Consider the following 20508-nt stretch of genomic DNA (forward strand, 5'->3'; position numbering starts at 1 on the left):
TGAAATGAGCAAAACCTGTTTGATCGTCGACGATGCCAGCGTGATCCGGAAGGTTTCAAGGCATATTCTGGAGTCCCTCGGTTTCGAGGTGAGCGACGCCGAAAATGGTCTTGTCGGTCTCGAAAAATGCGCCGAGCATATATATGACCTGATCCTGCTCGACTGGAACATGCCGGTCATGACCGGTATTGAATTCATCAAGGAACTGCGAGCCCGGCCGGATGGGGCTATTCCCAAGATTGTCTTCTGTACGACCGAGAGCGATGTCGACCATATTCGGGAGGCAATGACCGCCGGTGCGGACGAATATGTCATGAAACCCTTTGATCACGAAACCCTGCAGATAAAGCTTCAAATCGTCGGATTTGATTGAGGTCGCGACCATGACCATGGCCGATAGCAATCAGAATGGCCAAAGGCGTGCTGATTCCAGTCGGACCGGGACGATCCGGGTCATGATTGTAGACGACTCACTGATCGCCCGCACCGTGCTGAGCAAAATGATCGAGCAGACCAGCGATCTTGTGCTCTCGGCGATGGCCAATTGTGCCGAGGATGCGATCGAGAAACTGTCAAAAGTCGATGTCGATATCATCCTGCTTGATCTGGAGATGCCGGGCATGGGCGGTCTGGCCGCGCTGCCCGAAATTCTGGATCGTGCTGGCGGAGCGCAGGTCATCGTCATCTCTTCGCTGACGGCCGAAGGGGCTGAAGCCACCGTGACGGCGCTATCGATGGGCGCGGCGGACACCATACTCAAACCGCGACCCAGCGAGTTCACCTCGGATTATCGCAGCGAACTTGCCACCCGCATCCGTGCCATCGGCCTGTCATCAACCGAGCCGAGAAAAACATGCTTTGTCCCGCCGGTAAAAAAGCCCAGGCAAACCGACATCGCACCCAAACCGGCCAATGTCATCGCAATCGGAGCGTCGACCGGCGGCATTCATTCGATGTGCCAGATGTTGCACGATCTGCCCAAATTTATCGATCAGCCGATTCTGGTGTCCCAGCATTTACCGCAAAGTTTCATGCCGGTTTTTGCCCGCCAGCTGGAAATTGCCGCTTCGCGCAAGACCAGAATAGCGGAAGACGGGATGGCGGTGATACCCGGAGAGATCATGATCGCGCCGGGTGACGGGCATCTGGTCATTGCCTTGAAAGACGGCCGGCCGGTCGCCCGTATCGCCCGCCACACGGTGCCAAATGGTTGTTTTCCTTCGGTTGATCCGATGCTGGAATCCCTGGCCAAAAGCTATGATGGCGCGATCCTCGCGATCATCCTGTCGGGCATGGGACGGGATGGCGCACTCGGCGCCCGGTGCGTTGTCGATGCGGGGGGGACGATATTGGTCCAGAACCGCGAAACTTCAGCGGTCTGGGGCATGCCCCGCGCGGTGGCGGAGGAGGGGCTGGCATCGGCAATATTGTCACCCGAAGATCTCGCATTACGGATTTTATCCAGCAAGGTAGTTACCAAATGGACATGAACTTCGGGTCGCAAAAGATCATTGCGGATTTGCTTGCAGCCCGGACCGGGCAACAGCTGACGGAGGACCGTAGCTGGCGAATTGGTACTGCGCTTTCGGGTATATTCCGGCAAATCGGAATATCCAACGTCGATCAGCTTGTGTGTCTGCTCGATCAACCCAGCCATGCGACCTTGTCCCAACAAGTGGTGGAGGCTCTGTTGAATAACGAGACATATTTTTTTCGGGACCGGGCGATGTTTAACCAGTTGTCCGACCTGGTTCTCCCGCAAATCGCCAAAGAGCGCAGACAGGAACGGACGTTGTCGATTTTATGCGCTGGCTGCTCGACCGGACAGGAAGCGCTGTCGTTGGGAATGGTCCTGCTCGAACAGAAGGCGCGCTGGGCGGGCTGGAAGATCGAGATCACCGGTATCGATATATCCCACGGGGCCATCGCGACCGCGCGCGCGGGCACATATTCGCAATTCGAAATTCAACGGGGCCTGCCGGTCGCGCAAATGCTTGCGCATTTCACCGAAACGCCGATCGGGTGGGAAGCCAATGAAGAATTGCGAAGCCTGGTGCGATTCAGGGTCCACAATCTGCTCGATCCGATGCCCGCAATCGGGCCGTTCGATCTTATACTTTGTCGCAATGTCCTGCTCTATTTTGATGCAGCGACCCGGAGGCGCGCCTTTTCGCGGTTGATGGAGAGTGTGAATCCGGAAGGCTGGGTCATGCTTGGCGCCGGAGAAACCATAGTCGGTCACACCGACCAGCTCGCATTGGTCAAGGGAGGGATAGGACTGTATCGCCCGACCGGATCCAGGCTGGAAGCCAATTTCATGAAGCGCGCATGAGCGCATCGACTCTGAAATTATATGTAGAACTTTGTATGTAGAACTTGCTAAAAATGCATTTACCAATCCTTAGGTAAAGAAATGTAAAACGCTCCAAAGTATCCCTTGCAGAGGATCATGAAGTGAGGAAATATCTGAAAGATTTGGGGTTAAGCGCAAAAAGCTTAGTCTTCACACCATTGATCGTCCTGACCTTGATTTCGGGTACAGTGGCATTTCTGCTGGTCGTCAACGACGCAATCTCGATACCGTTGACATCGCCGGTGATACTGGGCGGTATCGCCATATATGCGATCGCTGCGGCGGTCTTTGCGCGACTGGGCATATTTTATGTCGGCCATCTTGAAAGCCTCGGGATGACGGACAGTCTGAGTCTTCTGCCCAACCGCCGCGCCCTTCATGTAGATGTTCAACGTTATGGCGCAAGAGAATCGGAATTGGCGATCGCGCTGATCGATCTGGACGGGTTCAAGCTGGTCAATGATCAATATGGCCATAATGTCGGTGACCAGGTGATCAAGAACTGTGCAAAAATGCTGTCCGACTTATGCGGTCAGGATGCCCGATGCTATCGCCTCGGCGGCGACGAATTTGCAATTTCCATGAACGGTTCGCTCGCCGGAACGATCGTCGAAGGCATATCCCGGAGTTTTATCGACCTGTTCAAGAGACCAATCACCGTAGACGACCGGCGGATCGTGCTTGGCGCGAGTATCGGGATATCGAGCAGCAAGGGGGAAGACAGGCAAAATTCGTCCGAGCTGCTGCGCCGTTCGGATGTGGCAATGTATGCTTCCAAGCGTAACGGAAAAATGCGGTGCACCTGGTATCAGCCCGAGTTCGACCGCAACCGTGAGGCCGCCCAGAAAATTGACAGCGATATGCGTCAAGCCTTGGCAAATGACGAATTCTATGTGCTCTACCAGCCTTTGGTATGTGCCCAGACGTCCAAAATCGTTGCGGTGGAATCCCTGCTGCGCTGGGCCCGGCCCGATGGAGAGCCGATTGGGCCCGATGTCTTCATCCCGATCGCCGAAGAAACCGGATTGATCAATCCGATCGGATTGAAGGTATTACGCCAGGCCTGCAGGGATGCATTGGCTTGGCCCGATATCACGCTCTCGGTAAATATCTCTCCGGCCCAGTTGCGGGACGTCGAGTTTCCGATTCAGCTGGGACAGATACTCGAAGAGACCGGCTTTCCGGCCGAACGGCTGGAGCTGGAAATAACGGAAACATGTCTGGTACTTGACCCGATACTCGCGGAACGGACTTTGGATGTCATCCGCGGATTTGGTGTCAATATCTCTCTGGATGACTTTGGCACTGGCTATGCCTCTATCGGTTTCTTGCGGATGTTCCGCTTTGAAAAACTGAAACTGGATCGCTCTCTCGTCGTCGACGCGGGAGATGATGAAGGTTCCCGTGCGATGATGGTCTCGAGCATCAGCGTCGCGCGTGCGCTCAATATGGCGGTCACTGCCGAAGGGGTCGAAACCCAGCAACAAGCGGATTTGGTCAGGACGGCTGGCTGTGACCAGATTCAGGGCTGGCTCTATTTCAAGGCATTGCCCCCCGAGGAAATAACCCACCACCTCAATCAGCAGAATTTCCAGGATTCAAATTTAAAGTTAATTGGATAGGACCAGGTATCATGGCGACAGCATCAACCACCAAGGCCGACCTCGGCGCGGCTCACACGGAAACCAAGGAAATGCTCCTCGAGCAGTCGAGCCGGGTCGGCAATTCCTTGTGGAACAGATATATTGATTGTTCGGTCGGGACGAAGCTCAACATCTATCATGCGATAAATTCGCTCATTGGCCTGGCGATGCTCGGGGTTGCCTGGTTTTCGCTAAGCGCGATTCAGGCCAATTTGCTGGAGGAGGGCATTGATGCTCCGGTGGTTACGGAAATCGCCAGCCGGGCGGAAATGTGGCTGGGAATAATCATGATCCTCATCGCAGGATGGGCCGTGATCGCGATTTATCGCGTCAGCAAGGATATTACCGGCAGTCTCCAGCAACTCGTACCGATGTTGTGGGATGTGATCGAGGGCAAGATGGACATGGATATCCCTTTCCTCGACCGCAAGGACGAGATGGGCGACATGGCGCGATCGATTGAAGTGTTCCGCCGTGCGTCTGTCCAGCTCCAGAAGGTTCGCAGCGAACGCGAAGAATCCTTCGAACGGGAAAAGGAAAATGAAGCGAAGCAGGCCCGTTTGCGCGACGAGCAAACCAAGAAAATACGGGAAATGGCCGACAAGTTCGAACGCACGATCAGCGACGTTGTCAGCAGTGTGGCTTCCGCGTCGGCCCAGTTGCAATCGACAGCGACGTCGATGGCTTCCACCGCGGAACAGTCTTCGACCCAGACCGGCAATGTTGCACGGGCGATGGAAGATGCTTCCAAAGGTGTCACCGCCGCAGCCGCCGCCAGCGATGAATTTGCAATGTCGATCGGCGAGATCAGTCGTCAGGCGTCCAGTTCTGCAGAACTGGCCCGCAAGGCAGCCGATGCGGCGGGTGACGCAGACACGACCATGTCGGCTCTTTCCGACTCGGCCGAACAGGTCGGCCAGATTGTCGAGCTGATCCAGAGCATCGCCCACCGCACCAATTTGCTTGCGCTCAACGCTTCGATCGAAGCGGCGCGCGGCGGCGAAGCGGGACGCGGATTTGCAGTCGTTGCTTCCGAGGTCAAGGAACTGGCTTCGCAGACCAGCAAGGCGACCCAGGATGTCGCTCACCAGATCGGCAATATGCAGGAATCAACCACGGCAAGCGTGGATGCGCTCCGTTCTATCGGCTCGCAGATCCAGAAACTGGAAACCACCGCTGTTTCGATCGCTGCTGCGGTTGATCAACAGGCCGTGGCCGGTCAGGATCTGGCGCGCAGTATCGACGCGACCGCTCAGGGCACCGAGGAAGTTTCAAACAATATTGCGCAGGTCAGGGAAACGTCCCGCGTGACGGGGACTTCGGCGACGCAGGTGTTGGGATCCGCAACGGACCTCGAGAAGCAGGCTGCCAAGCTCAACCAGCATGTCGAACAGTTCCTTGGCCATATTCGCGAGTGGGATTTCTTCGCGCACGACGAACAGAAAACCGGCTGACCGGCTTCACTCCCTGTTTGCGCTCAGCGCCGCTCCCGCTGCAAGGGGGGTGATGGCGACGAGCAGCAGGGAGATCGCGGCCAGAAACAGCAGGGCGCTGTTGCCGTGGGCCGAGAGGCTGCCGGCGCCGAAGATCAGCAGCGGGATGGCCAGCGGCACCAGAAGCAGGCCGCCGAGCGCGCCCGCTCCCTTGAGGCCGGCGGTAAGGGCCGCGATCATCACGGCCAGACCTGCCAGGGCCGGGGTCGCTATCGCCAGGCTTGCCAGCAGCGTGCCGAGCGCCGCGCCCTCCAGTCCCATCAGGCCGCTGGCCAGAAAGGCCGCGAGCAGCAATGGCGGTCCGAAGGAGAGCCAGTGCGAGACCAGCCGGGCCGCCGCGATCATCTCGTCCGACAGGCCGCGCACGATCATCTGGTCGTAGACGCCGTTGTCCAGATCTGGCTGGATCAGCCGGTCGAGCGGCAACAGGGTCGCGAGCAGCGCTGCTATCCACAATATGCCGCCGCCGGTCTGCAGCAGCAGCGCGCGGTCCGGTCCTACGGCAAAGGGGAATAATGTCGCAGCAGAGAGGTAAAATATTACCGGCAACCAGGTCCCGCCACTGGCGTAGCTCTGCCGCACATCGCGCCAGATGATCGTGGCGATGCTGCCGATCACAAACATGCTTCCAATTCTTCCAGCGGTTCGAGCTTCAGGGTGAGATCAAAGCCAATCGGCAGCGGGATATGGCTAGCGGCGAGAATGATTCCGCCGTTGTCGAGATGATCCTGCAAGACGGTTCCGAGCCGAGCGACCGAATCGGTATCGAGGCCATTGGCAGGCTCGTCGAGCAACCATAATCGTGCATCGGTCAAATAGGTGCGTGCCAGCCGCGCCCTTTGTCTTTGTCCGGTCGAGAAATAGCGGACCGGAACTTCGGCGAGATGGCTCAGGCCCGCCCGGGCCATTGCGGCGGTCACATCTGCGTCGTCACTGCCGTCCAGCTTCGCCCAGAAGCGCAATGCCTGATCCAGGGGCAGGTGCTCGTCGAGGGCCAGCCGGTCATCGCACAGGGCCCTGGTTTCCGGCACTATGCATGACCCGGTTGATGGTTTGAGCAGACCGGCGATCAGCCGCAACAGGCTGGATTTGCCGACGCCATTGGGTCCGGCCAGCAATCCGGCCTGTCCCGGTTCAAGCGCAAAGGTCAGGTCGCGGAACAATATCCGTCCGCCGCGCACACAGCTGAGTGCCTCGGCCACGAGCCGATCACTGCTTCCGGTTGACTGTCCCTGATTCATCGCACAGACTTAAGACATGGATTGGCGCGAAAGCCAAGCAAGGAGCAATAAATATGGTGGCGCAACTGAGTGATGACGAACGCAAAGCGGCTCTCGCCAAGCTGGCCGGCTGGGAATATGACGCAAAGCGCGACGCGATCAGCCGCTCGTTCAAATTTTCCGATTTCACCGAAGCCTTCGCCTTCATGACCCGCGTAGCGCTGCACGCGGAGAAAGCCGATCATCATCCCGAATGGTTCAATGTCTACAATCGCGTGGACATAGTGCTGACCACGCATGATGCGGGCGAAAATGGCGGCCTGTCGCAGCGCGACGTGGACCTGGCCCAGATAATCGAGCGCTGCGCCTAGCCGCTATTTTTCTTCTCCGGCCAATACTTCGCCGAGGTCGCTGGTCAGGCTGACGGACTGCTTGCGCACACGGCCGGGCATCCAGCGTGCGGCAAAGGCCAGTTGCTTCGCCATCTTGTTGACCGGCGTGTGTACCTTGTCACCGTGGACGGCAGCCCAGGCTGCCGGACCGATGATCGCAACGGGACTGACCATGACGCCAGATTCTTCCAGACGTTCCTTGCCGCTCTGGTTGGTGCCTTCGACGACATTGGAAATGATATTGGTGTCGATGAATCCGGGCATCAGCGAGCGTGACTTGATGTCATGTTTGCGGAACTCGATGTCATGCGATTCGGCCAGCCCGCGCACCGCAAATTTGGTCGCGCTGTAGACGCTGAGATCGGCGACCCCGTAAATACCGGCTGCCGACGCCGTATAAAGCACGCAGCTGTCCGGCGTATTCTTGAGCATGTCGAAACAGGCGCGGGTGCCGCTGATCACGCCGGTCAGGTTGATCGCGATCATCCGGTCGATTGCGGCGTCTTCCATGTCCTGGATTGCGCCACCTTCGCCGATACCGGCATTGTTGAACAATACCGTCATCGTGCCGCCGGTGATCGCGGCAAATTCGGACACCGCCTTGGTCCATTGCGCGCGGTCGGTCACATCGAGCCGGTGGGTCGAGCTCTGGCCCTCCGGCAAAAGCGTTGCGGTTTCGGCCATGCCCTTTTCATTGACATCGGCAATCCCGACGAACCATCCTTTGTCAGCAAAATAGCGACCCACTTCGCGGCCCAGACCGGATGCGCCGCCCGTGATGAAAATAGTCTTCTGTCCGCTTTGATAGCCCATGAATCCGCTCCCGCCTCGTTATTAACATTGATGTTTATTCGAGCGGTTTTTGACGTAAACGTCAAGTGAAGTTGGACAAGCCCGGCAAAGCGCGTCACTATATATTCCAATGCCTGTCCCCGGTCCATCTATCAGCCTGCGCGAGCTAAGCCGCGATTACGGTACGGTTCGTGCGGTGGACTCGGTGTCGCTGGAAATCCCGGCAGGCGCTCTGGTTGCGCTGGTGGGCCTGTCTGGATCCGGAAAATCCACATTGTTGAAGATGATCAACCGGCTGGTCGAACCGACCAGCGGCACGATCCGGATCGGTGACGAAGCGGTCGACTCGATCGATGCCCATGTCCTGCGCCGCCGCATCGGCTATGTTTTCCAGAATATCGGCCTGTTTCCGCATATGACGATAGCCCGCAATATCGCGATCGGACTGGAACTGGCGGGCGAGATGACCGGTCGCGATGAACGGATCGCACAATTGCTCGATCTGGTCGAATTGCCGCAGGAGATGGCGTCGCGCATGCCCGATCAACTCAGCGGCGGACAGCAACAGCGGATCGGCGTCGCCCGTGCGCTGGCAACGCGGCCCGGGCTGATGCTGATGGACGAACCCTTTGGCGCACTGGATCCCGTGACCCGCGACAATCTGACCGAACAATATAAGGCGCTGCATCAAAAGCTCGGCCTGACCACGATCATCGTGACCCACGACATGGCCGAGGCGCTCTATCTCGCCGACCGTATTCTGGTGATGGAAGGCGGTCAGATCAAGGCGGATGCCACGCCCGCGCAGCTCTTGTCCGGCAATGTCGGTGAAGAAGCAGAGGCTCTGGTCGCCATTCCGCGCGCGCAAGCGGCGCATCTCATCGCGCTGGGCAAACAGGCATGACGGAGGCATGGAAACAGGCCTTTGCCAGAGTACCGGAATTGCTCGCGGCCCATGTCCAGATCAGCGTTTCTGCGCTGGTCCTGGCGATGCTCATCTGCCTGCCGTTGGCGATCTGGGCCTCGCGGGCACCAAAAGTCGCGACATTCACCCTGGCTATTGCAAGCCTGATCCAGACCATCCCCGGGCTGGCCCTGCTGGCGCTATTCTATCCGCTGCTGCTGGGCCTCTCGGCATTGATCGGAGGCGGCATATCCGCATTCGGCTTTCTCCCGGCGCTGCTCGCGCTGACGCTTTATGCCCTGTTGCCGATTTTGCGCAACGCCGTGACCGGATTGGCCGGGGTCGACCCGGCCGTGGCCGAGGCGGCGGACGGTCTCGGCATGACCCAGAGTCAGAAACTCTATCTGGTCGAGGCGCCACTGGCGGCTCCCACAATCATGGCCGGCATCCGCACGGCGGCGGTATGGACCATCGGCGCGGCGACACTATCGACCACGGTCGGCCAGCCCAGCCTGGGGGATCTGATATTTGCCGGGTTGCAGACACAGAACTGGACGCTGGTGCTGACCGGCTGCCTGTTTTCCGCATTGCTGGCCATTTCGGTCGATTTGCTGCTCGGCTTGATCGAGATGGGCATCCGCAAGCGACGGAAGATCTTGGTCTGGACAGGAATGGCGGTCATCGCCGCGGGCCTGCTGGTCGCGACGCTCCCGCTGATGATTGCGCGGGACAATGTGGTGGTGATCGGGGCTAAGGGATTTTCCGAGCAATATATTCTTGCGCGGCTGATCGGGTCACGGCTTGAAGAGGCGGGATATACCGTCCGCTACCGCGATGGACTGGGTTCCGCCGTCGTCTATCAGGCGCTGTCAGAGGGTGATATCGATGTCTATGTCGAATATTCGGGTACGATCTGGACCAATCAGATGGAGCGCACCGACAGCCAGCCCAAAGCGGCAATGCTCCAGACGATCGCGCAATGGACCAGTTCGAATCACGGCGTAAAAATGCTCGGCGAACTGGGGTTCGAAAACACCTATGCCTTTGCGATCAGGCCGACAGACGCTCGGGAAAAGACGCTGAAGACGCTGGATGATCTTGCCCGGGTGTCGAGCGATTTCAATTTCGGCACCGATGTAGAATTTCTGGAACGGCCCGAGTGGCAAATGGTTCAGGACGCCTATCCCATCCGCTTCAAGGATGCCCGTTCGTTCAGCCCGACCTTCATGTACCCGGCACTGGCCAGCGGCGAAGTCGACGTTATTTCCGCATTTTCCTCCGACGGCAGGATAGCTGCCAACAATTTTGTCGTGCTGGAAGATCCGAGGGGTGCCGTACCCTCCTATGAGGCGATCATGTTGCTCGCGCCGGACCGTTCGAGCGATGACAAATTTGTCGCAGCATTAAATCCGCTGATTGGTGCAATCACTGTGGAAGTCATGCGCGAAGCCAATTATATGGTTGATCGCAAGGACGACAAGAAAACATCAAGACAGGCCGCACGCTGGCTGAATGAAAAGTTGAGGGAATGAACGTGAAATCCGGTTTTGCATATCTATTGAAAATGGTCGGTCTGGTCGCTCTGCTCTGCATGGCAAGTTTCTCGGTAACCGCGCGCGCTGAAGTGACGGTCACTTTCTACTCGCACGATTTCGGCAAGAATTTCCCGCATGCCTTTTTCATTGCCAAGGGTGAGACTGCCGATGGCAAAAAGGTCGATACAGGCTTTGGTTTCACCGCGATCAACGTGTCTCCGGGTATATTATTCGGCTCGGTCAACGGCCATGTGAAGGCACCATCGGCTGATTATATCGCCAGCAGCAATTCCCACTTCACCGTTAAGGTGACCGATAAAAAATATCGCGAACTCCTGGCGGTGGTGAAAAAATGGCAGACCATTCCCCAGAAAAGCTACAGCCTCAACAAGCGCAATTGTGTCCACTTCATCAACGACGTAATCAGGGCGCTCGACCTAAAGACCAATCTGAAAACCGCCAACTGGAAGAAACCCCGATCCTTCATGGAAGAAGTCATGAAGCTCAATCCGTTTCTCAAATGATAGAATAAGGGTACGCGATATGACGGACGTTTGCATGGTAATCGGAGCAGGCGCCGGCATTGGCGGGCATGTCGCAAAGAGATTTGCCCGGGAAGGCTATCACGCAGCGCTCTGCCGTCGCAGCGACCAGGATGGTCTCGTGAGGATGGTCGCCGAAATCGAGGCGTCCGGAGGGTCCGCGTCGGGTCATCTGCTCAATGCCATCGAAGATGGAACGATCGAAGAAGCAATCGAGAAGATCGAGGCCGAGGCCGGTCCGATCACGACATTGGTCTATAATCTCGGCGCGCAGGTCGGCAACCGGCCGCTGGCCGATACCCATCACAAGATGTTCGAAATGGGCTGGCGGCTGGGAACTTACGGCCTGTTCCGGGCGGCCAAGGTGCTGATGCCGTTGATGGAAGCGCGCGGCGGCGGGACTTTTCTGGTTACCTCGGCGACGGCAGCGGTTCGCGGCAATGCAGGCCAGCACAGCCATGCGGCGGCTATGGCCGGCCGACGGATGCTCTGCCAGACGCTCAACGCCGAATTTGCGCCCAAGAACATCCATGTCGCGCATATATTGATCGACAGCGCGGTCAACGCGCCGGACACTTTGGGCAAGATGCTCGGAGCAGAGCGCTTTGCAAAATTGCAGGAAGCCAGAGCGAACGGCAAGGACGAGATCATGGAGCCGGATGCAATTGCGGATACCTATTTCCATGTCGCGCACCAGCATCGCTCGGCCTGGACATTCGAGCTGGATATGCGCGCCTTTACCGATACCGCCTGGTGGAACCACCCGGTCGATATCTAGCTACATCACCATCACATGATAATGGTGCCAGGTGAATATCGCCACGGCTCCCCGATGCGGCGACCAGCTCTCGGCGCGCTCGCGTATGTCTTTTTCGGACGGACGCTCTGCCAGCCCGAGGAAATTGCCGACGCCGACCTGGATTGCAAGATCACCGGCCGGCCAGATATCGGGACGGCCCTGCGCGAACAGCAGGTAGATTTCCGCTGACCAGCGACCGATCCCATTGACCTTGGTCAGCAAGCTGATCGCCTCTTCGTCATCCTGCGGCAGATTGTCGAGGTCGAGGCCGCCGGACAGGATGAGCTCGCCGAGGCTTCGTGCATAGCCCTGTTTCTGGCGAGACAGGCCGCAGGCGCGCAATTCGTCGAATTCAGTGGCGATCAGCGCTTCTGCCGGACATCCCTCTCCCAGCCGCGCCTCCAGCTTGTTCCAGACCGCCGCCGCCGATGCGACGCTGACCTGCTGGCCGACAATGGTGCGGAGCAAGGTCTCATAGCCTTCCGGTCGGATCCGCGGTTCGGGATAGCCGGACTGCGCGATCGCCGTTGCCAGACGCGGTTCAAGCGCGCTGACATGGTCGAGTCCGGCTTTGATCATTTCTTTCGACAGGCCCATTGAATATCCGTCCCCGTTTCGGCCCTTGATTCTTTCTGGCGGTCCGGACATAGCGTGCGGGATTTATTTTTAACAGTCACCACAAGGGGTAGCTATGCCAACAATCCACGTAACGGGCCGCGATGGCGAAGAAAAACCAGTTTCCGTCGAGAGCGGAATGAGCGTGATGGAAGCGATCCGCGACAATGGCTTTGACGAGTTGCTGGCGCTGTGCGGCGGCTGCTGCTCCTGCGCAACCTGCCACGTTCATGTCGACGCCGACTGGAAGGCCAAATTGCCACCGATGAGCGAAGACGAAGACGATCTGCTGGAAAGCAGCGACCATCGCGACGAATATTCGCGGCTCAGCTGCCAGATCGAATTGTCCGATGATCTCGAAGGACTGAAGGTCCGGATCGCCGAAGAAGACTGAATATTGGCCGACAGGCCATGACAAAAGGGAGCGTTTTGCCGCTCCCTTTTTTGTGTCCGGTCGTTCTATCTTGCCAGTTTGACAATGGCCCGTGGGCTACCAGCGGTGCTGCTCGCTTCGTCGATCTTCCACTGCAACTTCTTGGTGGAACCTTCGCTTTCATAGCCGTCTGCAGTGTTGTTGCTCAATATCTCGCCATCCGTCTCTATGGTGAAGCGGCCATCGATCGGCTGTGTCTCGCCCTCGGCGGATCTGCCCATCGGCATCGGTCCCATCGCGCCAGCCAGACCCCCCGGTCCGGCCATCGCCGGAGTCGATATTTCCAGCTCGCCGCCGCTGCGACGGATGATCTGGACGAAGGGAAATTGCATTGTCGCGCCGGGTATTGTCGGAAAGGCGAACATCTGGTCGAAATTGCCACTTATCATATATTCGACTTCAAACAGATTTTCGCCGACATATTCGACCTTGTTCCAGCCGTCATATTTGGCAAGCTGGACGGCAAATTCCTTCAGACCCTCGTCATCACCGGGCACCGCCCCTCCGAAGATTGAGCGCATGGCAGCATTTGTCTGCTGGTCGCCCCTGCCAACGTCTTCGGAAGAATCGTCATCATCCGCCTCGCCGGAGGGAAGAGGCATCGACTTGCCGTCGCCTTCGGCCAGTTGCATCTGGCCATTGTAGGTAAAGACATAGGTGCCGTCGTTCATCAGCCGCAGCTGGGAATCAAACTTTCCGGGAATCAGCAGGCAACCGGCCAGCAATAACGGTATCGAGAGAGCTGCAACCAATTTGACAAGCTGGTTCATAGACTATTCCCCTTTGTTCCTCGTATACTCCGCATAAAGGCTGATGGCCGCAGCGTTGGAGACGTTCAGGCTCTCCATCTTGCTGCTCATCGGCAAGCGAGCCAGTGTATCACAATGGGCGGCGACATTCTGCCGCAGGCCTTCGCCTTCCGCGCCCATTACCAGAGCTATCTTGCCGCTGCCCATCGCGCCTTCCAGTTCGTCCGTGGCATCGCCATCGAGTCCGATCCGCCAGTAGCCGGCTTCGGCAATATCATCGAGCGCACGCGAGAGGTTTACCACCCGCACCCACGGCACGGTTTCCAGAGCGCCGGACGCCGATTTTGCCACGACACCCGACTCGGGAGGAGCGTGGCGGTCCTGGGTGATGATCGCGGCGGCATCGAAGGCTGCGGCTGAGCGAAGAATCGCGCCGACATTATGGGGGTCTGTGACCTGATCGAGCAGCAGCAGAGGACGGTCGCTCTGCTCGTCCAAAATGTCACCGAGCCAGATATCGGGCAGGGGATCGACATCGGCGACCATGCCCTGATGCGGCGCATCGCGCGGAATGACCCGCCCGAGATCGGCAACATCGCAGATTACAACCGCGATATCGTCAGGAATTTCCAGCGTTGCAAGCGCCTCGCGGGTGATGGAAATCTTCTTGATCACCCGCCTCGGATTGTCCAGCGCTGCCTCGATCGCATGCCGTCCCCAGAATTTGAGTCCGCCGCCGGTTTTCTTTATTGATTTGTTTTTACGTGCCATAATTGCTCTCTAGACGGTAACCCTTCTGCGGACAGCCCTTTTTTTCTACGAAATTGCGCGGGGAGGCATTGACAGTTTGCCCTGCCTTCGTCATTGAGCCGCTCTTGTCGCCGTTGGCGGCCTTGGATAACCTGATGGACAGGTGGCCGAGTGGTTAAAGGCAGCAGACTGTAAATCTGCCCGTGTAAGCGTACATAGGTTCGAATCCTATCCTGTCCACCATCCCTTTATATTGCAGGACATCTGGCGTTCGCTGCCAAGCGGTTCCCTCGGGTCCGTGTGGCTTTGCCGGGCTGGCAGATTATATCTCCCGGTGGTGGAAGGCCCGCATCCTGTTGCCCGGACTTGCTATGAAATAGCCCGCGCGCGGGGGTCAGCCAACTTGTCTGGCGTCTTGCTCGAGCAGTTTGGCAACCACGCGGTAGGGCCGTCTGCCGTTCCCGGGCGGGCATTCTCCCGCTTGCCGTGACCGGTTACGCGATAGCGTCAGCCATCGTTCAGCAGGCTCTCCATCATCGCGATCGCGGATTCCCGTGCGAGCCTGATGATGAGCTGGCGGTCGGTCTCGTCGCCGATCTCGAACGTGACCGTTGGCGCGCCATAGGTCTTGTAGACATGGTTTTTGGAATTTGCCTGGCCGAGATTGTGATTGGCGTCTCGGTTGACCTTATAGTCGGGCATCCGGGCCTGCAGCCGGTCCAGCCAGCTCTTCAGGAACAGCGGCGGATTTGTCGGACTCTCGTCCGGAATTGTGTAGAAAATATCATTCTGGGTCGAATGGAAGTCGACGAACAGGCGGAGCTGCCTGCCGCGATCCGTTTCGATCTTGCCGAGCAGTGCGTCCATCAATCTGGTTTCGGGCTGTACGAACGGCCCCCAGTCCCGGTTCAGGTCGGTGCTGCCGCTGTTGTGACGCCAATAGCCGCGATCCACGCCGTCGGGGTTGAGCATCGGGACGACAATCGTTTCGAACCGCTCGCGAAAGCGGCGGGCGAGCGGTTCGTCGGACAATAAAGTTTCGACAAAGGGCATCATCGCCAGTGCGCCGGTCACTTCCGGAGGATGCTGGCGACCGACAAGGACGATCTGCTCGCGCGGCTTGCTGGCCGGAGACTTGATCGTCAGGGCCGGAATGTCACGACCTTCGGCTGACTGGCCGAGCGACCAGGTTTCGACGAAGGGTGAGGCCGCTGTGCGGTCGATCCACTGGCGATAGGATACGGAAGAGATGATCTCCTGCCCGGCGATAAATAGTGGCTGGTCGGCCAGCGCCAGCGTGATCCTGGCCTGTCTGACGCCGTCTACTTCGTAAACCTCGACCGCGTCCTGTGGCAGATCGGTCCAGGTGATGCCGTCGCTGCTGCTCTTGGGCCAATAGCGGTGGCCGCAATGTTCGTAGGTCAGGTTGACGGTAACGGTTTCCGCCTTTTGCGGCGTCAGGCGAAACGCATACCAGGCGCTGCAGTTGATCGGCGGCGCATCTTCCGGTTCTATGCTGATCGACAGTTCAGTGTCGCCCAGCGGCTCGCAAGACGCGATATTGCCGGTCAGAAATTCTGTATCAAGCGTGACGTCGGGCGTGCTGCAGGCAGTCGCCATGATCGCGGTCGGCGCTGGCCGCGCTGACTGTGTTTCAACCGTGCGTGCGCAACCGGCGAGCAATGGTGGCACGCACAATAGCCACAGATGATTTTTCAGCGACATGGATTGTCGTCCTTCCGATTGGCGGGACAACGGAAACCCGTCATCCCGCCTTTTTTGGTATCAGAACTTCTTGCGCAGCTCGACGGTAAATTGCCGTCCTCGCGCGCTGTGCAACTCGCTGAAATAGCCATAAGCTTCGTCTGCCAATGGCGGATCTTCGTTGAACAGGTTGTTGACGCCGAATTTCAACCGGGTTCCGTTGAGCGCCGTGTCATTGTCAACCGTGTAGCTGATCGACGCATTCATCGTGAACTGATCTTTGACCCGATAGAAGTTTGCATTGGGATCATCGGAGACAACAAGGACATCGCGGGTAACGCTGGTGTCCCAGACCTCGCCGATATATTTGCCGAACAAGGTCACATCAACCGGACCGCTGCCCCAGCTGACCGAACCACTGAGCCGCCATTTCGGACGCCCTTCGATTTCCAGCAATTCGCCAAGGCCGCCGACCCCCACGTCGGTCGGCAAGCTGCCTGCCGCGATCGCATCGAGCAATTCCTGCCCATCCGGTCCTGCCGACTGAACGAAGGATTTGAGTCGCGCTGCGTTGAGGCGCAGACGAATATCACCGATGCCAAATTCGGGAATATTGTAGAACAATCCGAAATCCCAGCCCTTGGAAGAACGGCTGTCGAGGTTGAGGTAGGGATCGAGCACCTGGATGATGCTGCCTGCCGCTTCGAGGCTGGTACCGGCAAACAGGGCAATCGCATCCGCATCAGGTGCATTGCGTATCACATTCGGGTTGGTGCTTCCGTTCTGGCGACGGACCAGGTCGAGCGCAATTGCATTGTCATCCCCGAACACCCCGACGATGCCACGCTGCTTGACGCGCCAGTAATCGGCGGTGAGCGTCAGGCCCGGAATGAATGCCGGCTCCAGCACGACACCAAGGTTGACGCTCTCGGTTTTCTCCGGTTCCAGGGTGTTGGTACCGGTACGCAGACTGACCGTGCCGGTCCCGCTGCACACGCCGAGATTGGCAATGATGTTCTTTTCGACCTGTGCCTGACAGGTAACAAAGTCATCGCGGGTGTTGGAGCGGGTGGTGCCGGCGTCGTTAACCTGCACGAGATTGGGTGCGCGGAAACCCTTGGACCAGGCACCACGAAAGATAACGCCCTGGACCGGCGTCCATGCTGCCGCGGCGCGCGGGACAACTGCGGTCTGATCGATATCCTTGAAATGTTCGACCCGCCCGGCAATTTGTACATTGAGATCGCGGATCAGCGGGATGCCCATATCGTCGGAAACCAGCGGAATGAAGGCTTCTGCAAATGCCGAATATACATCCCGTCGGCCGCTGGTGTCGGGAGAGGGGCTGGATCCGACGACGTCACTGCCATTGAAGTCACCGGTCACGCTGTCGGTAAAGGTAATCGTGCCGTCGAGACGCGGGTCACGATCATCCCTGAACGTCTCGCGCCGGAATTCGACGCCGGCCGCAATGCCGATATCACCGCCCGGCAAGGCAAACAGATCATCGCGCGACACCTTGAAGTCGGCTAGCGCCAGGGTTGTTTCACCCTTCCGGAATACATCTATCGTGATGTCGTCGATCACGCTTTGCGGATTGGGGGTACAGTCACCATTGTTGGGACCGGTTCCCTGATTTTCCAGGCAACCGCCGTTGAACGGATTATAGGCATCGGCGGTTGTCCGGTTGATCACCTCCTGGAGCTTGGTCAACGAGATGCGTCCGCGCGTCAGGTCGGTGCTATTGGCTTGTGAATAGATAAATCCGGTGTCGAAATCCCATGCGCCGAAATTGCCCTTGAAGCCTGCGACAAGCCGGTAGCTATCCTTGTTGACCGACACATCGCGGGTCCCGACGTCGACAAAGCGCATGCGCTCCATGATGACATCCGCGCCGCCAGCAGGGATCGTGGTGCCCGGCAAGCGGTTGGGATTGGCAACACCATTGCGTGTGGTGGGGCCGAATGGATTGTAAAAGGCGTCCCGGGAAATCCCCAGCGGTACCGCAGACAGCAATGCTGTGGCCTCGTTCGCGCGGCGGCTTTCAGAGCGGTAATAGCTGCCTTCCATATAAAATTCGACAGCATCGCTGATTTCATAATTGAACAATGCAGCGGCGTTGTAGCGATCTTTCTTTGAGAAGAGATCTACTCCGAAATTGGTGTTATAACGCACATCGGTGGCAGGTGTCGTCCCGGCCCGGGCGCAAATGCCGTTGCCGAAATCAAGTCGGCAGCCACCCAAGGTTGCCGGCACCAGATAGAAATCATCATCGCCGATTGGTGTGTTGTTTGAGGGTCGCTGAATATCAAACTGGCCAAATGGTGAACTTGTGGACCGGTTGTTGAATGAAGCATCGTCCTCGAATGGCGTGCCGTCGAACAGGCTCCGGCGATCATCAAAGGCGGCATAGTCGCGGATGGTGACCGGAGCGCCATTTTCATGGAAATAATTGCCATAGACGGTCAGATTCGCCCGGCCATCGGCAAAGTCGAAGCCATAGCCGCCGGAGATGCTGCTGCTGTAAAGGCTCGTCCCGTCGGATGCGCGCCAGTCAGCTTCGACGAAGCCGCCGGTCATATTGCCTTTCAAAATGGTGTTGACGACACCGGCAACCGCATCGGCGCCATAGACGGCGGACGCACCATCGCGGAGTATTTCCAGTCGTCTCACGCTGCCCGGTGAAATCTCGTTGGTATCCGGGGATACCACGGGCACCAGCAATTCTGTCTGGAACCCGGGATGCAAGTTCATCCGGCGTCCGTTGATTAACAGCAGAGTATTGCCGGTCCCGAGGTCTCGCAGGTTGATTGATGCGATGTCGCCGCGCGCGCCATTGACGCCGCCGGTTGTATTCTGTTCGTTGAAGGCAGTCGTGCCGACTTGCGGAATGGAGCTGAACAGCTCTTCGCCCGATGCGGCCCCGGTTGCTTCGATAGCGGTCTCGTCGAGGACGGTGACCGGCAGAATGTCATTGATTTTGGCGCCCTGAATTTGGCTGCCGGTTACGACGATAATATTCTCGTTGTCAGCTGATTCATCAGCTGATTGTGCATAAGCGCCATTGGCGCTGACCAGTGCTGTTGTCCCGAGCAACAACGCGCAGACATTACGGATTCCAGACATAACTTAACCCCCCGTGTAAAAAAACAGAAAACAAGCAGAACGAAACAGATATTTAATTTTCAGATGTGCTGTAGCTAGATCGCGCAACCCTCATTGGCGCAATTTTGATACAGCCAAATCCAAAAAGGCGCATATTCCATATTGGTCAATCGGGATTCGAGATAGAATTGTTCGTTTTATCGATGGCGTGGTATTTTGGTCACAGAGTGGTTGTTGACCGGAGAAACTTCGCTGAGCAGCGGCATAGCGTCCCGAAATGCCGGTCTGTCACACCCATAAGATAATAGAAAATACTTCGTTTTCAGTGACTCCCCGACCGGCGAAAACGCATCGGCCCGCTGTCCGGCAGCTGCCGACGGACCCGGATCAGCCCAGTCCGGTGATATCCAACCCGATCATGACAAATGCATAGCCCAATGCTCCGTACATCATCGCCCGGAATACAGGGTAGGGGATGCGTGCTTTTTCGGGATAGCCTTCCGGGTGGACGATTTCGACCAACTCGCCGATCACCGGTGTGGGGAAGGGCGTGTAGAGCGGGTCGCGGACCTCGATAAAACCGCCCTTCTGGTCCGGCAGGAGCAGGATGGCGCTGTACATGATGGTGCGTCTGCCGCTCATGCGGTGGTGGCGCACGATCTTGGCCTGGGCCCGGCGGGTGCCGTTGCGGATGAACAGCAGGTCGCTGCGCAGCGTCAGCGCCAGTCCCGAACCGGCCAGTGCCAGTCCAATCCAGAGGAAGAATGTTTCGATGGGGTCCCGCTATCACAGGTTCTGGAGGCTGTTAAGAGCCGTCTGCGTCCCGTTCCCACTCGGCCCGCGAAACTTCCCATACCAGCGATGGCCGGGTGGTGCCGTCGGCACGCTGGCTGATGATTTCGCCCATTCGCCGGAACCCCAGTCCGTCGAGCAAATGCGCGGTCCGGTGATTGTCGAGCGAAGCGGTCTCGCAGATCAGGTCGAGGCCCAGAAACTGGAACATCCAGTCGAAGCTCAGTCGGGCACCTTCTACGCCGCGTCTTTTGCCCTGGCGATCAGGATGAACCGCGCCACCCAGTTCGCCGGCCGCCCATTCGGGCCATACGGCAATATCGGAATAGCCGCCGATCGCGCCCTGTTCGTCAAAGTTGAGAAACAGCAGGCCGGTGCCATGTTCGCGTTGGCCCTGGTGGTCCGCGATAAAGTCGCGCACCGTCTCGACGGTGAGCGGTCGGGGCAAGGTATAGATCGGGGCGTGAATCTGCGGGTCGCTCAGAAATTCATGGAAGGCCGCGGCATCCTCGACAGTCGCAACGCGGGACGATGCATTTTCTGTCGTGATCGCGGTGGCGCCGCTGACCGCCGCGCGAATGGCATCGGCTTTCTCGCTTGCGACTCGCCGTCTGGTGATTGGAATATTGCTCCTGTTCGTCATAATATTCATCCAGCCTTTGCTCGGGTTCGACGGCATGGCCGAGG

General features: G+C 58.0%; 21 protein-coding genes and 1 tRNA gene. 12 read left to right on the forward strand and 10 right to left on the reverse strand.

The genetic code is table 11. The features are described 5' to 3' along the window. Window positions 1-4 precede the first annotated feature (4 nt). From HUO14_RS10925 to HUO14_RS10945, 5 genes are all read left to right on the forward strand, one after another. Complete coding sequence (locus HUO14_RS10925; protein WP_176279867.1) at window positions 5-373, forward strand: response regulator; 369 nt, start codon at window positions 5-7, stop codon at window positions 371-373. A gap of 82 nt (window positions 374-455) precedes the next feature. Then, complete coding sequence (cheB, locus tag HUO14_RS10930) at window positions 456-1490, forward strand: chemotaxis-specific protein-glutamate methyltransferase CheB (RefSeq protein ID WP_176279868.1); 1035 nt, start codon at window positions 456-458, stop codon at window positions 1488-1490. Beyond that, window positions 1481-2332: a CheR family methyltransferase gene (locus tag HUO14_RS10935; RefSeq protein WP_176279869.1), complete on the forward strand. Its 852-nt coding sequence runs from the start codon at window positions 1481-1483 to the stop codon at window positions 2330-2332. Before cheB ends, HUO14_RS10935 begins: the two co-directional genes overlap by 10 nt. Window positions 2333-2454: 122 nt before the next feature. Next, complete coding sequence (locus tag HUO14_RS10940; RefSeq protein WP_343046093.1) at window positions 2455-3975, forward strand: putative bifunctional diguanylate cyclase/phosphodiesterase; 1521 nt, start codon at window positions 2455-2457, stop codon at window positions 3973-3975. A gap of 11 nt (window positions 3976-3986) precedes the next feature. Then, window positions 3987-5450 (forward strand): methyl-accepting chemotaxis protein, encoded by a 1464-nt coding sequence (locus HUO14_RS10945; protein ID WP_246255504.1) that lies wholly within the window; start codon window positions 3987-3989, stop codon window positions 5448-5450. Window positions 5451-5456: 6 nt separating this feature from the next. Here HUO14_RS10945 and HUO14_RS10950 read toward each other — a convergent pair whose 3' ends face one another. Both HUO14_RS10950 and ccmA read right to left on the reverse strand, forming a co-directional pair. After that, window positions 5457-6113, reverse strand: coding sequence for a heme exporter protein CcmB (locus HUO14_RS10950; RefSeq protein ID WP_217907993.1), 657 nt, complete (start codon window positions 6111-6113; stop codon window positions 5457-5459). Further along, a complete protein-coding gene (ccmA, locus tag HUO14_RS10955; RefSeq protein ID WP_343046094.1) occupies window positions 6104-6691 on the reverse strand; it encodes a heme ABC exporter ATP-binding protein CcmA in 588 nt (195 codons plus the stop codon). The genes HUO14_RS10950 and ccmA overlap by 10 nt, the downstream gene beginning before the upstream one ends. 59 nt (window positions 6692-6750) lie before the next feature. Here ccmA and HUO14_RS10960 point away from each other — a divergent pair, with 59 nt between their 5' ends. Next, window positions 6751-7080 (forward strand): 4a-hydroxytetrahydrobiopterin dehydratase, encoded by a 330-nt coding sequence (locus HUO14_RS10960; protein WP_343046101.1) that lies wholly within the window; start codon window positions 6751-6753, stop codon window positions 7078-7080. Window positions 7081-7083: 3 nt separating this feature from the next. On the opposite strand, the gene HUO14_RS10965 is transcribed toward HUO14_RS10960, so the two are convergent. Next, entirely contained in the window at window positions 7084-7914 is an 831-nt protein-coding gene (locus HUO14_RS10965; protein ID WP_176279872.1) for an SDR family oxidoreductase, read from the reverse strand. 109 nt (window positions 7915-8023) lie between these two features. Between HUO14_RS10965 and HUO14_RS10970 the strand changes: the two genes are divergently transcribed. The 4 genes from HUO14_RS10970 to HUO14_RS10985 are packed head-to-tail and all read left to right on the forward strand — an operon-like array spanning window position 8024 to window position 11652. Continuing rightward, the gene (locus HUO14_RS10970) at window positions 8024-8797 is read left to right on the forward strand and encodes an ATP-binding cassette domain-containing protein (RefSeq protein WP_176279873.1); all 774 of its coding nucleotides are present in this window, start codon (window positions 8024-8026) and stop codon (window positions 8795-8797) included. Next, window positions 8794-10329, forward strand: coding sequence for an ABC transporter permease/substrate-binding protein (locus HUO14_RS10975; protein WP_176279874.1), 1536 nt, complete (start codon window positions 8794-8796; stop codon window positions 10327-10329). Before HUO14_RS10970 ends, HUO14_RS10975 begins: the two co-directional genes overlap by 4 nt. After that, the gene (locus HUO14_RS10980) at window positions 10326-10856 is read left to right on the forward strand and encodes a thioredoxin domain-containing protein (RefSeq protein ID WP_246255505.1); all 531 of its coding nucleotides are present in this window, start codon (window positions 10326-10328) and stop codon (window positions 10854-10856) included. The genes HUO14_RS10975 and HUO14_RS10980 overlap by 4 nt, the downstream gene beginning before the upstream one ends. A 34-nt stretch (window positions 10857-10890) precedes the next feature. After that, window positions 10891-11652 carry an SDR family NAD(P)-dependent oxidoreductase gene (locus tag HUO14_RS10985; protein WP_246255507.1) on the forward strand — a complete coding sequence of 254 codons (762 nt, stop codon included), beginning with the start codon at window positions 10891-10893 and terminating at the stop codon, window positions 11650-11652. Here the strand turns inward: HUO14_RS10985 and HUO14_RS10990 are convergent, their stop codons facing one another. After that, window positions 11653-12270 (reverse strand): DNA-3-methyladenine glycosylase family protein, encoded by a 618-nt coding sequence (locus tag HUO14_RS10990; RefSeq protein ID WP_176279876.1) that lies wholly within the window; start codon window positions 12268-12270, stop codon window positions 11653-11655. Window positions 12271-12364: 94 nt separating this feature from the next. Between HUO14_RS10990 and HUO14_RS10995 the strand changes: the two genes are divergently transcribed. Continuing rightward, the gene (locus HUO14_RS10995) at window positions 12365-12682 is read left to right on the forward strand and encodes a 2Fe-2S iron-sulfur cluster-binding protein (protein ID WP_176279877.1); all 318 of its coding nucleotides are present in this window, start codon (window positions 12365-12367) and stop codon (window positions 12680-12682) included. Window positions 12683-12747: 65 nt separating this feature from the next. Here HUO14_RS10995 and HUO14_RS11000 read toward each other — a convergent pair whose 3' ends face one another. Together HUO14_RS11000 and rlmB are read right to left on the reverse strand one after the other, a co-directional pair. Further along, complete coding sequence (locus tag HUO14_RS11000) at window positions 12748-13491, reverse strand: hypothetical protein (RefSeq protein ID WP_176279878.1); 744 nt, start codon at window positions 13489-13491, stop codon at window positions 12748-12750. Window positions 13492-13494: 3 nt separating this feature from the next. Then, window positions 13495-14241 (reverse strand): 23S rRNA (guanosine(2251)-2'-O)-methyltransferase RlmB, encoded by a 747-nt coding sequence (gene rlmB / locus HUO14_RS11005; protein WP_176279879.1) that lies wholly within the window; start codon window positions 14239-14241, stop codon window positions 13495-13497. Window positions 14242-14377: 136 nt separating this feature from the next. On the opposite strand from rlmB, the gene HUO14_RS11010 reads away from it, so the two are divergent. Continuing rightward, window positions 14378-14463: transfer RNA gene (locus tag HUO14_RS11010), tRNA-Tyr, on the forward strand. Window positions 14464-14727: 264 nt separating this feature from the next. On the opposite strand, the gene HUO14_RS11015 is transcribed toward HUO14_RS11010, so the two are convergent. The 4 genes from HUO14_RS11015 to HUO14_RS11030 all read right to left on the reverse strand — a co-directional run bounded on the left by HUO14_RS11015 (window position 14728) and on the right by HUO14_RS11030 (window position 20464). Next, a complete protein-coding gene (locus HUO14_RS11015; RefSeq protein ID WP_176279880.1) occupies window positions 14728-15945 on the reverse strand; it encodes a M14 family metallopeptidase in 1218 nt (405 codons plus the stop codon). Window positions 15946-16005: 60 nt separating this feature from the next. Next, entirely contained in the window at window positions 16006-19050 is a 3045-nt protein-coding gene (locus HUO14_RS11020) for a TonB-dependent receptor domain-containing protein (RefSeq protein WP_176279881.1), read from the reverse strand. A gap of 366 nt (window positions 19051-19416) precedes the next feature. After that, window positions 19417-19671 (reverse strand): hypothetical protein, encoded by a 255-nt coding sequence (locus tag HUO14_RS11025; protein WP_176279882.1) that lies wholly within the window; start codon window positions 19669-19671, stop codon window positions 19417-19419. A 163-nt stretch (window positions 19672-19834) separates the two neighbouring features. Continuing rightward, complete coding sequence (locus HUO14_RS11030) at window positions 19835-20464, reverse strand: GNAT family N-acetyltransferase (protein ID WP_176279883.1); 630 nt, start codon at window positions 20462-20464, stop codon at window positions 19835-19837. Between the last annotated feature and the right edge of the window lie 44 nt (window positions 20465-20508).

It is taken from the genome of Parasphingorhabdus flavimaris, assembly GCF_013371215.1.
GTDB classification, from domain to species: Bacteria; Pseudomonadota; Alphaproteobacteria; order Sphingomonadales; family Sphingomonadaceae; genus Parasphingorhabdus; species Parasphingorhabdus flavimaris.